This window comes from Streptococcus sp. HMSC062B01 (assembly GCF_001811085.1).
In the GTDB taxonomy this organism is placed as follows: domain Bacteria; phylum Bacillota; class Bacilli; order Lactobacillales; family Streptococcaceae; genus Streptococcus; species Streptococcus gordonii.
Genome location: NZ_KZ672780.1, coordinates 356,425 through 369,415, shown reverse-complemented (window position 1 = coordinate 369,415; position 12,991 = coordinate 356,425). Strand labels below are relative to the sequence as shown.

9 protein-coding genes are annotated in these 12,991 nt (G+C 42.8%); 2 read left to right on the top strand and 7 right to left on the bottom strand.

Annotated elements, in window-relative coordinates:
• Position 1: 1 nt before the first annotated feature.
• The 3 genes from pbp2x to rsmH are packed head-to-tail and all read right to left on the bottom strand — an operon-like array spanning position 2 to position 3,540.
• Complete coding sequence (gene pbp2x, locus HMPREF2780_RS05075) at positions 2 to 2,257, bottom strand: penicillin-binding protein PBP2X (RefSeq protein WP_105026295.1); 2,256 nt, start codon at positions 2,255 to 2,257, stop codon at positions 2 to 4.
• Between the two features lie 3 nt (positions 2,258 to 2,260).
• Positions 2,261 to 2,581: a cell division protein FtsL gene (ftsL, locus tag HMPREF2780_RS05070; RefSeq protein WP_012000070.1), complete on the bottom strand. Its 321-nt coding sequence runs from the start codon at positions 2,579 to 2,581 to the stop codon at positions 2,261 to 2,263.
• Positions 2,582 to 2,589: 8 nt separating this feature from the next.
• On the bottom strand, positions 2,590 to 3,540 hold the full coding sequence (rsmH, locus tag HMPREF2780_RS05065; protein ID WP_105026294.1) for a 16S rRNA (cytosine(1402)-N(4))-methyltransferase RsmH: 951 nt from the start codon (positions 3,538 to 3,540) through the stop codon (positions 2,590 to 2,592).
• A 184-nt stretch (positions 3,541 to 3,724) separates the two neighbouring features.
• Between rsmH and HMPREF2780_RS05060 the strand changes: the two genes are divergently transcribed.
• Entirely contained in the window at positions 3,725 to 3,940 is a 216-nt protein-coding gene (locus HMPREF2780_RS05060; protein ID WP_048778776.1) for a helix-turn-helix transcriptional regulator, read from the top strand.
• A gap of 47 nt (positions 3,941 to 3,987) precedes the next feature.
• Positions 3,988 to 4,527 carry a DUF3278 domain-containing protein gene (locus tag HMPREF2780_RS05055; RefSeq protein ID WP_048778778.1) on the top strand — a complete coding sequence of 180 codons (540 nt, stop codon included), beginning with the start codon at positions 3,988 to 3,990 and terminating at the stop codon, positions 4,525 to 4,527.
• 215 nt (positions 4,528 to 4,742) lie between these two features.
• Here HMPREF2780_RS05055 and HMPREF2780_RS05050 read toward each other — a convergent pair whose 3' ends face one another.
• The 4 genes from HMPREF2780_RS05050 to HMPREF2780_RS05035 form a co-directional block, all read right to left on the bottom strand.
• Entirely contained in the window at positions 4,743 to 5,000 is a 258-nt protein-coding gene (locus tag HMPREF2780_RS05050) for a DUF896 family protein (protein WP_048778781.1), read from the bottom strand.
• 22 nt (positions 5,001 to 5,022) lie between these two features.
• Positions 5,023 to 7,062: a glycine--tRNA ligase subunit beta gene (gene glyS, locus HMPREF2780_RS05045; RefSeq protein WP_105026293.1), complete on the bottom strand. Its 2,040-nt coding sequence runs from the start codon at positions 7,060 to 7,062 to the stop codon at positions 5,023 to 5,025.
• Between the two features lie 2 nt (positions 7,063 to 7,064).
• Positions 7,065 to 7,982, bottom strand: a complete 918-nt coding sequence (glyQ, locus tag HMPREF2780_RS05040; RefSeq protein ID WP_002911276.1) for a glycine--tRNA ligase subunit alpha — start codon at positions 7,980 to 7,982, stop codon at positions 7,065 to 7,067.
• A 360-nt stretch (positions 7,983 to 8,342) separates the two neighbouring features.
• Entirely contained in the window at positions 8,343 to 12,884 is a 4,542-nt protein-coding gene (locus HMPREF2780_RS05035) for a S8 family serine peptidase challisin (RefSeq protein WP_105026292.1), read from the bottom strand.
• Positions 12,885 to 12,991 lie beyond the last annotated feature (107 nt).

Below are 12,991 nucleotides of genomic sequence, written 5' to 3'. Positions count from 1 at the left end.
CTTACTCTCCTAGTGTTATTGTTATTTCTTTGAGGTTCTTGATAGAGGTATTGGCTTTTACGCTCTGTCCAACAACCTTCGAACCTTCACCTTTGTAGGTAATCTTTATATCTAACCATTTGGCAAAGGTTGACGCGTTCTCTTTGGTCCAACCATACATGTCTGGCATGTCATCCAGCTCATCTGTTAGAAGAAGGACTTGCTGGTTAGAAGCAACATTCTTACCTGCTTCAACAGATAATTTAGTGATGCCACTTCCTGTACCAAGGATAATCGGCTGAACCAAATTACGACGTAGCTCTTCAGCATAAGAACCCGGTGATTTATCTTTGCCCTTTTCTTTTGTTTTAGGCATAGTGTACTTGGTTTCAGTAATCACATTATCCAAAACATGCGTTAGAGTCGTTAAACCAAGGGTATCTTTCATGGCAACTGCTTCTTCCAAAAGAGGATTAACGACTTCTTTCCATAAATCTGGATAGAACTTCTCTTCAGGCTGCTTCACTGCCACATACATGATGAAATCAGGATCTTCAGCCGGCGTCATAGCAACTACCGAATAGATGTACTCACCTTCCAAGTACCCGCCCCCATCTTTAGCTTCTGCCGCAATTTGGGCCGTACCTGATTTAACAGCCACATCTTGTCCCGGAACTTGAATGATTGGTACTCCATCTGTCTGCAAGGTTCCAAAGTTAGGATCAGTTCCGACTGTCACCATATACTTCCGGGTCTCTTGAGCCGCTGTTTTAGAAACCGGATTTCCTATGATCTCATTTGTTCCCTTGCGGGCACTGTTAGTCGCTGAATCATAAATAGCACTGATAAATTTAGGTTCCAACATAACACCGTCGTTAGCAATTGCTGTAAATCCACGTAGCATTTGAACTTGTGTTACGTTAATCCCTTGACCAAAGGAACTCATTGCGGTTGTAACGACATTTTTATCCGGAAGATTACCGACGTCTTCACCCATCATACCAAATCGTGTACGAACACCAAACTTGAATTTATCTAAATAATCACGCCACTTATCATCTCCCATCTTTTTCTCCAGACGGGCCATACCGATATTACTTGAATAGGCAAATCCTTGAGCATAAGTCAGGGTCTGACCAGTTGAGAGCCCCATATTGACTCCCCAGTCTTTGATGATTGTATCCTCGATTTGAAACTCGTCATTAAAGTAGGTTTCATTGGCAGGGAAAGTATGATTATCGATAGCACTAGCCAAGGTAAATACTTTCATAGTTGATCCAGGCTCATAAGGGCTTTGATAAAGCAAGGTTGACCAATTGAAGTCTTTAGACAGACCTTCCTTGGTATCTGCATTAAAACTTGGGCGCTGAGTTGTTGCCAAAACTTCACCTGTCTTAGCACTAACCAGTGTTGCAGATACAAATTTCCCTTTGACCTTTTCTTGGAAGATGTCCATTCTTGTCTCTAGATAGCTTTGCAGATGGCTAGAAATAGTCGTATAGACATCTTTACCATTTTCTGTTGCCACAGAAACTTGGTCTGAACCAGGCACAATATTTCCGTTTTTATCGCGCTCATAGGTCACCAAACCATCCCGTCCAGCCAAGATTTTATCCAAGGAATATTCCAAGCCTGTTGAACCACGTAGGCTCTTAGATCCATCCTCATTTTCTACCAATTGGGCAATACCGACAAACTGAGAGGCAAAGGTTTCATTTGGATAGCTTCGACTAGGACTGGTATCAAAACTGATTCCTTTAACGCCAGCATCTTCCATGGACTTCTTAATATCTGTCATCGTTGCGTAAGGAATATTATTTCCTTTAGCACCAAAATAGACCTGAGTCAATTTTTCCTGTGATAGCTGGCTCTTGGCATAATCAGTCTCAATGTCTAACTTATCGTGTAGAATTTGAGCAACCGTCTCATACTGAGAGGGCTCTACATAGAGAATCTCTCCTGTAGCTGACTTATACTTTTTATCAATAATGGCATAGAGATTATAAGTCGTTGAATCTTCTGCAATGGCATTGCCGTTCCGATCATAAATCGTTCCCCGCTTAGCCTGTACTGTTTTTTGAATCTGGTAAACTTTTTTAGCCTCTGCCACCAGGTCCACTCCAAATTTTCGACCAGACCCAATCAAGATAGCAAAGTTAATCAAAAAAACAAAGAAAAGAAAAACAGTCAGGATACTCAGATTTTTCCCCACTTGTTTTCGATTCATATTAGCTGTTTTTCGATTTTTTAAAGCATACCTTAAAATCTTATTCTTCATGCTTTATTCCGCCGTTTTTACGATTGCATTCTGTAAGGTCATTTCCTGAGAACTAGCTAGTCCAGACAGTCTTTCCTTACGCGTTAAATCATTAATCTCTTGCTTGGCGTTATTAATTTCAACCTGCTTAGTGCTGACTTGGACATTCAAGTCCGTCAAATCATGCTGAACTTGCAAAAGTTTTGTCTGCATAAAGACAACACTAACTGCAATAATAATCGCTGTCAAGATAATCGAAGCATAAAATGCTTTCTCGATACGAGTGAACTTTTTAATCCGTGATTGGAGCTGCTGTCCTCTCGTTTCTTGGCTGTTATTTGGCATTTATTCCCTCACTTGTGTACTTTTCGCGCCACGCGCAATTTGGCTGAATGTGCTCGATTATTCAGCTCAAGCTCTTCTGCACTCGGCAAAATTGGCTTGCGACTGATTAATTCCAGTTTAGGTTTCAAGTCATCTGGAATAAAAGGCAAGCCCTTTGGCACGTCTACTGTCGAAGCCTCTTTAAAAAGTTGCTTGGTCAAGCGATCTTCCAAAGAATGGAAGGTGATGACTGAAATCCGACCATCTACCGCCAATAAATCAATTGCTTGCTGAATAGACTCATCAGCTGCGCCCAGCTCATCATTGACCTCAATCCGAATGGCTTGAAAAATCTGCTTGGCTGGATGCCCTTTTTTCTTTAATTCCTTGGCGGGCTTGGCAGATTTGATAATCTCTGCAAGCTCCGTTGTCGTCTCAATCGGCTTGATCTGCCTAGCTTGCTCAATTTTACGAGCAATTTGCTTTGAAAATTTATCTTCACCGTATTTAAAGAAAATACGCACTAAATCATGATAATCGTAGTCATTGACTACTTGATAAGCGTTAAAATCCGCATGACGATTCATACGCATATCCAATGGTGCATCTTGTTTATAAGAAAAACCACGTTCTCGCTCATCTAATTGGGGACTTGAGACCCCTAAATCATAACAAATACCATCAATCTCATCTACACCAAGTTTTTCTAACTGTAGTTTGAGATGGCGGAAATTATCCTGCACAAAAGTAACCATGCCTTTTTCGATGTATGGTGCTAAACGTTTTTTGGCATGTTTAATAGCTGTCGCATCCTGATCAAAAGCATAGAGATGGCCCTTGGGACTTAACTTACTTAGTAAATATTCACTATGGCCTGCCCCACCTAAGGTCGCATCAACATACACCCCATCAGGTTTAACATCTAAATAATCAATAGTTTCATGAAGAAGAACGGTTACATGATGAAATTCATTTGTCATATCTTATCTATTATACCATAATCAAAAGCAAAAAAAAATTTTAAAGAAAAAGTAGGACCAGGAAAAATAATCCTAAGTTTTTGTCGTATATACTTGACATAATCTCCAAAAAAGATTATACTATTTTAAAAGTCAAATATACACGACATTTGATTGGTGATAAAAAATAGAAAGGAAGGGTGTAATGAATCGTGTCAAAGAATTTCGAAAAGAAAAAAAGATGTCTCAGCTAGAGTTGGCCAAGTCCATCGGGGTATCGCGGCAAACTATCAATATGATTGAAAACAACAAATACAACCCCACCCTCGAGCTCTGCATCAATCTAGCAAAAACACTGGATACTGACCTCAACGCCCTCTTTTGGGATTCCCAGCTGACTGATGAAGATTCTGAGGACTAAGAATTTTTCCTTGCAGCAACATTCATACCTAAAGAAAGGAAGCAAACATGAAAAAAGAAACATTCTCAGACAAGATGATCAAACGATTTTATGGCATTACTGGACCCTTGGACGAGCAAAAGCGACAACAGGCTGAGCATCTAGGAAATAAAGGCTTTATCTGGCTTTTCTTTATTCTGATTTTTGGCAATGCCATCGTCTTTCCACTGGCTTTTCGATGGCCTAAAATTATTGCTGTTACCTATCCTATCCTGCTGGAAATCCTTATCCTCGGATTCTGTGTCTATATAGTCATTCAAGCACGGCGCAAAGGAATTGATAATCTAGAGCTAGGACTTCAGGATGAAAAAGAAGAAAAAGCTATGAAACATGCTGGTCTCAAAGCAGGCTTCTCTTATTGGCTGCTCTTTTACCCTCTCTTCAGCATCATGATAGCTGTCATGGAAAAGAAAGATATCCTACAAGTTTTGCTTCAGCCAAAACTTATTATAGCTGGATTAGCTGCTGGTCTTGGATTTGGACTGATTATGCATTTTATTTCCAAAGGAAAGATTCGTCAAGCACAAAAAAGGGAGGAAGAAGAATGAACCTTCAATCTTATAGAAATACTATCTTAATTCTATTATTTGCTATTTTTCTAGTCTGCTTCTTCTTTCTGAGGACCACAACAGATCCAGTTCTTTTTTGGATTCTAACCTTCACTTGCGTCGCCATTCTCTACATCAGCTATAAACTCTTAAAAAGGAAGAAAAAATAAAATAGTTGTCATTTCAGCTTATGCACTGAAATGACAACTATTTTTTTATGAATTTGGATCATCTAGACTGCGACCGTGAAGACCTTTCTCACGCTGAACTTGACGCAATTTTTCAGGCGTCACATCATTGCCTTCCTCGTCGACAATCTTGATGCCTTCAATGTGATGACGAACAGAGCGACGGTAGCCCTCGATATACTCTTCACGAAGCTTGGCTTGTTCCACTTTTTCCTCAGCAGTTAAGCCTTCCGTTTTTTTCTTTTTAGCCAGTTCATTAATACGGGCAATTTTTTTAGGATCCATGATTCTACCTCTCTCTTACCTTTTATTTGGTATTAATCTGATTAAACTGCGCCATTTGTCCCGCCTTGGCTGTCAAAGAAGACAGGAGAGCTAGACGGTTGTTACGCACAGCCTCATCTTCTGCCATGACCATGGTATTGTCAAAGAAAGCATCGATAACTGGACTGAGTGCAAAGAGTTGGTCGAGATTGGTAGCCAAGTCAGATGTCAGCTCCACTTTTTCAATGGCAGCAGCCAAGTCTTTTTCCTCTTGATTTTCAAAGAGAGCTGGATTGACAGCTGTCTGCCCTTGGGCTTTCTCAGCTAGATTAAAGACCCGAGATAGGCTTTCGACTGCTGACTTGAAGTTGTCTTCCAGAGCTTTTTCTGCTAGAAGCGCTGCTGTTTCCACCAAATCACGTACGACAAAGTTTGTGCTTTGAAGAACAGCCGTCACGATGTCTTTTGGAATGTTGCGATCCATCATTTTCTCAACACGGGCACGGAAGAAGTCTAGCACGGCCTCTTGATTTTCATAGCTTAGACTATCAAACTTGAGTTCGTAAAGTCGGCTAACCAGCTGAGCCAAGTCAATGTTCCAGCCAAACTTGTCCAAGATACGCACAACACCCTGAGTCGCACGGCGCAGCGCATAAGGGTCATTGGAACCGCTTGGAATCAAGCCAACTGAGAAGAAGGACAGAATGGTATCCAGCTTATCAGCCAGTGCCAAGACTGCTCCGACCTTGGTGTCAGGCAATTCGCCATCGGCTGAAGTCGGCATATAGTGCTCCCGAATAGCAGCTGCCACTGCAGCATTCTCACCAGCCAGAAGAGCATACTTCTCACCCATGATACCTTGCAGCTCATCAAATTCACCAACCATACCAGTCAGCAGGTCAAACTTATAAATAGCCGCTGCACGAGCCAAATCGGCTGTCTCATCAGCATCCAATCCTGCTTCTTGCGCCAAGAGAGCAGCAATCTTACTAGTCCGCTCCATGTGCTCTGCCAGAGAGCCAATCTTTTCGTGGAAAGTCACATTGCTCAGCTTTTCAACCAAGTCAGCAATAGCCAGCTTTTGGTCTTCTCTCCAGAAGAATTCCCCATCTTCCAGACGAGCCACCAAGACTTTCTCATTCCCCTTGATGACATTTTCCAGATGCTCTGCATTTCCGTTGCGGACTGAGATAAAGTGTGGCAAAAGTTTGCCTTCAGCATCGCGCACAACAAAGTAACGCTGGTGCTCTTTCATAGAAGTTACCAGCACTTCCTCTGGCACCTCTAAGTATTTAGCATCAAAATTACCCAAGAAAGCAGTTGGATATTCTACCAGATTCAACACTTCATTGAGCAGGTCTTCGTCAATCTCGATAGAAACTCCGTGATCCTCTTCCAGTGCTCGAATCTGCTCGACAATCATATCTCCACGTTCAAGAGGGCTGGCAATAACAAACTGAGCCCGTAGGTCATCTTCATAGGAATCCGCGGAAGCAATCTCTGTTTCTTTCCCCAAAAAACGGTGTCCACGGCTAGTACGTCCGCTCTTGATGTCCAAGAAATCCAAGTCAAAGGCCTGCTCATCTAGGAGCACAGTCAAAGTATGAACTGGACGGATGTATTCAAAAGTGTTGTTAGCCCAGTGCATGCTGACAGGGAAGGTCAGTGCTTGCAGCACTTCCGTCACTGCTGGAATGATTTCCTCTACCGGGCGACCGACTTCTTCCTTGGTCACATAGACGTATTCTTCCCCCTTGATTTCGCGGAAAGTAATGTCCTCAACTGTCAATCCCTTGCCACGAACAAAGCCTTCGGCAGCCTTGGTAAAGTTGCCATCTGCGTCCAGAGCAATTTTCTTAGAAGGACCTTTGAAATCTTCGGTCAAATCAGACTGCTTGTCCGCTAAGCCAACCACGCGCACCGCCAGACGACGCGGCGTGGAGAACATTTCAATTTTCTCAAAGGTCAGACGATGGTCTGTCAGGAAGGCTCCCATCTTGTCGCGCAGCTGCTTCATGCTAGGTGTCACGACATAGGCTGGCATTTCCTCCAAGCCTAACTCAACTAATAAATTTTTCACCATGATTATTCTCCCTCCTCTGCCAAGAGTTTCTCGCGAGTCTCTGCATCCAAAAGTGGGTAGCCCAGACGCTTGCGCTCAGCCACAAAGGTCTTGGCCACAACACGCGCCAAATTACGAATCCGAGCGATATAACCAGCCCGCTCTGTCACAGATACGGCTCCACGCGCATCCAAGAGGTTAAAGGTATGTGAGCATTTGAGAACATAGTCATAGGCTGGGTGTACCAGATGCTCATCCAGACAGCGCTTAGCTTCTGCTTCAAACCTCTCAAAATTCCCCAAGAGCAAGTCTTGGTCGCTGACCTCAAAGCTGTATTTAGAATGCTCATACTCAGGATGAGTGAAAATTTCGCCATACTTAACGCCATCAGCCCACTCAATGTCATAGACAGAGTCCACTTCTTGAATATAAGAAGCCAGACGCTCCAGACCATAAGTCACCTCAGCAGTCACTGGTTGAGTTGGTAGCCCTCCAACCTGCTGGAAGTAAGTGAACTGAGTGATTTCCATACCATCCAGCCATACTTCCCAGCCCAGACCAGCTGATCCAGTTGACGGATTTTCCCAGTTATCCTCAACAAAGCGGATATCGTGCTCCAGCGGATTGATGCCCAAAAGCTCCAAAGACTGCAAGTAAAGTTCTTGGATATTGCTCGGAGATGGCTTCATGACCACCTGAAATTGATGATGCTGATAAAGACGGTTAGGATTTTCCCCATAACGCCCATCTGCTGGTCGGCGAGACGGCTCTACATAGGCCGCATTCCAAGGCTCTGGCCCAATAGCTCGCAGGAAGGTATAAGGACTCATCGTTCCCGCCCCCTTCTCATTATCATAAGCCTGCATAAGCATACAGCCCTGATCATTCCAGAACTGCTGTAAAGTCAAAATTATTTCCTGAAAGGTAAGTTTCTTAGACATTAGTTACTCCTTTATTTTTTCATTTTAGCTCAGGGACTATCTTTCGCTCCGTTTGAACAAACAAAAGAACCACATCCGACAGTCCTAGGCTATTGCGACCTAGGGGCGTCAAAAACGCGGTTCCACCCTAATTTATTACTTCATTACGTTTAAAAATGTTAACCAAAAGCGCCATCTGCTCTGCTTCCCTATCTGGCTCACACTATCCCAGACTCGCTAAAAAGTAGACAAAGTGATTTCTTTCTAAAAAAGATTATAGCAGAAATCCTAACTATTGTAAAACACTTATACGCCCATAATAAAAGAAATCCCTCAAGTATAAACCCAAGGGATTCTGATTCTAAAGTAAGCTTGAAAGTTTTAAGCTTGTCTTGGCTTTCTAGGCTTCACAACTCTTGGTTTTCTGCCATCAAGTTTTCTCCTAGCTACCTTCAAATTCGCAATAGCTTCCTTAACCTCTGCTTGGCTAGCGCCTGGATCTTCCAGAACTGCCTTAGCTTGTGCATAGGCCTCTAAGTACGCTGCTTTAACATTCTCGCTAGCATAGATAAACTTATTGCTGATTGCTTGATAGTGCATGTCGTATTCTACTAATTTTTGTAAATCAGTAAAGTTCGTTGGCTTACCATCTAATTTTTTCTCAGCAGTTGCCAGTTTAGCCAGTGCTGTATCGATTTGCTCTTGGGTTACCTTCTCTTGGAGTAAGAGAAGAGTAACTTCTTGGAAGGCTTGGTCATAGGCACGGCGGTTTCTGTCCTTAGCATTGGCATAAGCACCTGTTTTCGTTGTTGCAGCATAAGCCTCTACTGCCGCTTTAACAGCTGCCACATCGGATTCTTTACCGTCAAGATCAGTTGTTGCAGCTTGCAACTTGGCAACAACAGCATCCACTTCTGCCTGCGTCAATTTACCAGCTAAAGCATCTTTAGCAGATTGATAAGCTTGATCATAAGCCAGACGTTTTGCGCTAGAAGCATTGTAATATTGAACTGTCGATACTAGATTTGATTGCTGATTAACCGCTGCCATAAGAAGGGTTTTAACAACAACTCCTAGTTTAAGAAGATTGTTCTTACCTTCAAGAACTTCAACAGTTGGATCTGTTTCCACAAGCTCATAACCAGTTGGGAGATTGACAAAGACAGAGTAGAATCCTGCCCCTACTGATCGTCCAAAGGAATTCTTGCCAAATTTAGTAGCAGGCAAAGTATATACATCGCCATTGTTGTTCTTGAGAAGTACTTGAGTATTTTTTGGTACAGGCTGATCAAAAGCAACACTGACTGGCGCAAAGACAACTTCCTTAACAAGGAACTCGATTGTCTTAAAGCTATCTTGTGCTGTTAATTCAAATTCCTGCGTCTTGGAACCGTAGAACTTGATTTCATCTCTATCATAGGTGAAGACTTCTACTGTATAACGACCGAACGGCAAGAAGTTGATATCTTTTCCTTTGTCCAAATCAACGTATTTTCCTTTGTCATCCTTGATTCGATAGACAAAGGTCGTGTCAACATCTTTATGTGTGGTTGCATCCACCATGGAAACTCGGATCCGGCCTGAATTTTCAGAGCTGACAAATTCAGACAAGGCAAGAACATCTTTGTTGCCTGCATAATCTTCTACCGCATAGAAAATCTGGGACTTGTCCACTCCTTCTGGCAAAGTGTAAGTACCATCTTCATTGGCTGAAAGATAAACTCTATGCTCGTATTCCCGTTCTTTCCCATGGGAATCCACGTCCTTATAAGTGATTGAACCTTCTTCGTCTGCCTTCAAGTAGAAGACTTGTTCGCGCAGGATACCACCGTTTCCTACATCCTTTGGCTTACGGACTGTTAAAGTCTCAACACCGTCTTTATTCGTGATATAACCTGAAGTAATCTGAGGTTTTTGGGTATCAATTTGAAGATCGAAGCTTACAGTTTGCTCTTCTGCACCAGGCACATCAGGTGTGTAGCGAACGACATAGGTATAGCGGCCATCTTCTAACGGGTTGCCCTTGCTATCGCGACCATCCCAAACAGTATTTGTCAAAAGATAAGACTTCGGTTTTCTCGCATCACCGCTATAGAAATTCTTACGGCCATCCCAAGCATTGCTACTTTGCCAGATTGGGAAGCGGTAGTCAGTATCATCTGTTGTATACACACTAGCTGTCAGATTGTTCACGTTCCGGTAGAAGACAGAGCGGTACTGGATTACATCTTTATTGCCATCACCATTTGGTGAGAAGGCTAAACGAATATTGCCATCAGCATCCAGCTGTAAGATATGTTTCCCATCGGCATTTTCTGCTGTTCCTAAGACAACTGAACTGCGGTCTACAGTTTTGCCAGTTGAATAAAGGGTATCTTTAGACGTTGTTACGAGGCTCGTCACATTGCTTTTAGAATCAATACTTTTATCCTCTGGCACCTGATAATAGAAGCCAGATTTCCCATCGCGAACTAATTTATAAATTGGTTTTTCAGCAGCTGGCAGATTTTGGAATTGACCACGGAAGCCCATAAATGGAAGGCTCACTACATCACCGTCATCTGCTGGATCAACAAAGCGAACAAAACCTTCCAAGAAGTAGCCGTTTGGCATTAACTTGGTCAGCTCTTCTGCAAATTTAGCCACATTAACCTTCACAGTTACAGTCTGACTACTATGAGCCTTGACCGTAACTTCAGGCCAGACTGTCTCAGTCAATTTACGAGGTGTCAGATCAAATTGACCATCCTTAACAGTATCCGTATTGGTATTGACAATCATTTTCAGGGTTCGGTCAGTATCAGTAATATTATGAACCGTCACGTCAAATGTAAAGCTATCTTCGACATTGCCTAAGGATACGCTTGGGTATTGGTTTTCCCCAGTAACATAAAGTCCAGTAGACACTGCGGCAGCTGTATCAACGATTCCTGCACCTTGCTGACGCGGAGAGGTATAAGCGCCTGTTTCTTTATCAATATGCAACTTCGCAGTTGACATGATCAAAGCCTTAACCAATTCAGAATTCTGAGCTGGAGTTAGGTTTGGATAATGTTTGAGCAGGTATTCTTTCACCAAGGCTGCAACACCAGCCACATGTGGAGAGGCCATACTGGTTCCGTTCATGCTACCATAGGTATTGTCATTGAGTGAAGAATAGATAGATCCACCAGGAGCTGACACATCTGGCTTCAGCTGCCCATCGGTTGTAACACCCCAGCTAGAGAAGTCAGATAGTTCTTTAGCTGTTGGATTTGGACGATTATCTTTCAATCCGTTGAAGGCAATCTTATAATTACCAGCAGCCAAGGCTTCACCATACTGTTTGCTGATAAAGGCTGATGGAGCTGATTCTGAATCCTTATCCAAGGCCATCTGGATATTAGCCCCTTCAACATTATTGTAAATGAGGGCACCAGCTGCACCATGCTGGATCGCATTTTTAATCTTTTCAGAGAATGTAATCGAACCACGCTGAATAAGGGCCAACTTCCCTGTCAAATCTAGGCCATTAAAATCTTCTTCGCGTCCTTGACCAGCATTGACATACTCATATTCCTTGCCTTTTTCAAAATCAGCCTTGCTATCTGCTTTGGCAAATGTGAATTTTCCGTTGCTTAATTCAGCGTTGTCTTCCAGACCACGAACTTCCATGACTTCCTCAGTCACTACCGTATTATCAACAGAGGCAACAGAAATAGCTCCTTCTGCAGTTGAAGGATTTCCGACTAAACCATAGTCTGGATTTTCAGCCAGAGGTTTGGAATGGCCACTTCCGAAAGTATTTTCGTTACCAGCCGCAATCACGACACTGACTCCTTTAGCTCGAGCTCGTTCAATCGCCGCAGAGAGACTAGGACTCATGTTTACGACTGATCCTGTTGCTGAACCCAAACTCATATTGATGGAATCTGCCCCCAAGGCTACTGCATCTTCAATGGCCTTGATATAAATGGCGTCACTCGTAGTTTTTTGACGGTCTGAGAAGACCCGCATGAACATCACTTGAGCTTCAGGAGCAACCCCATAGATGTATTCTCCATTGCTATCCTTCTTGTCTGGATTTCCAGCCGTGATACCAGTAACGTGCATCCCGTGAGAATAGCTATCTTTTTCCTTGATGCTATCATCGCCATCAATATAGTTATAGGCATAAACAACCTTGCTGTTATACCATTTACCATAATCAATTCCGGCCTTCTTCTTTGCCTCTTCAAGAGCAGCTTCCGTTTGGTATTTGGCCTTTGAAGGATCTGAAATACGCAAGACTTCATGGTGGACGTCTAAACCAGAGTCGATAACAGCAACCAAGCGACCTTCCCCTTTATAACCTTGAGACCAAGTTTGAGGAACCTTGATGATTTCATTACTACTGATGCTAGTTGGTTGCTCGTCCTTGCTGACTTTATCTTCTTCTGCAGAAGTCGCAGTAGCAACTGGCTGACCTGTATTTTCTGACGCTACAGCTTCTGTAGTCGCTGGCTTTCTTTCAGGATTTTCAGTCCTAACCTCCTGCTTATCATCTTTCTTCTCAGATGAAGGGCTTGTTCCCTCTGCTGTCGAAACAGTCTGTTTTGGCTCTATAGCTACAGTTGTTTCGCTAGCTACTTGCTTTTCTTCCTTAGTTTCTCCTGCTGATGGAGCTTGAGCATTTGCTGGCTCTGAACTTGAGGATTTGTCTACTTCTTCAGAAGTTTGCGACTTGTCCTCTTTTACTGTCGCCTTATCCGCAGAAAGAGACTCCTGCTCTGACGGATCAGCTGTCGTAACTAGGCTTGACTGCTGACTCGCTTCTGCTGTGCTAACGGCTGTCTGTTCGTCCGCATTGACTTGGCCTGAACCAAAAATCAAAACAGTTCCCAACAAAGCCGAAGCCAAACCAAATTTGAACTTCCGAAGTGAAAAACGTTGTTGTCTTTTCATACAAAACTCCTCAATATTTTTTAAATCATATTATAATAAAAATTGTCTGAAAATTCATACTTTGTTATAAAATGTAACGAAAATGTAATATTCCCGAATGTTTTTCT

Bases quoted from the DNA above. Each gene is read 5' to 3' on its own strand.
- HMPREF2780_RS05035 (WP_105026292.1), bottom strand. From the start codon at position 12,884: ATGAAAAGACAACAACGTTTTTCACTTCGGAAGTTCAAATTTGGTTTG.
- HMPREF2780_RS05055 (WP_048778778.1), top strand. From the start codon at position 3,988: ATGAAAAAAGAAACATTCTCAGACAAGATGATCAAACGATTTTATGGC.
- glyQ (WP_002911276.1), bottom strand. From the start codon at position 7,982: ATGTCTAAGAAACTTACCTTTCAGGAAATAATTTTGACTTTACAGCAG.
- glyS (WP_105026293.1), bottom strand. From the start codon at position 7,062: ATGGTGAAAAATTTATTAGTTGAGTTAGGCTTGGAGGAAATGCCAGCC.
- rsmH (WP_105026294.1), bottom strand. From the start codon at position 3,540: ATGACAAATGAATTTCATCATGTAACCGTTCTTCTTCATGAAACTATT.
- pbp2x (WP_105026295.1), bottom strand. From the start codon at position 2,257: ATGAAGAATAAGATTTTAAGGTATGCTTTAAAAAATCGAAAAACAGCT.
- ftsL (WP_012000070.1), bottom strand. From the start codon at position 2,581: ATGCCAAATAACAGCCAAGAAACGAGAGGACAGCAGCTCCAATCACGG.
- HMPREF2780_RS05060 (WP_048778776.1), top strand. From the start codon at position 3,725: ATGAATCGTGTCAAAGAATTTCGAAAAGAAAAAAAGATGTCTCAGCTA.
- HMPREF2780_RS05050 (WP_048778781.1), bottom strand. From the start codon at position 5,000: ATGGATCCTAAAAAAATTGCCCGTATTAATGAACTGGCTAAAAAGAAA.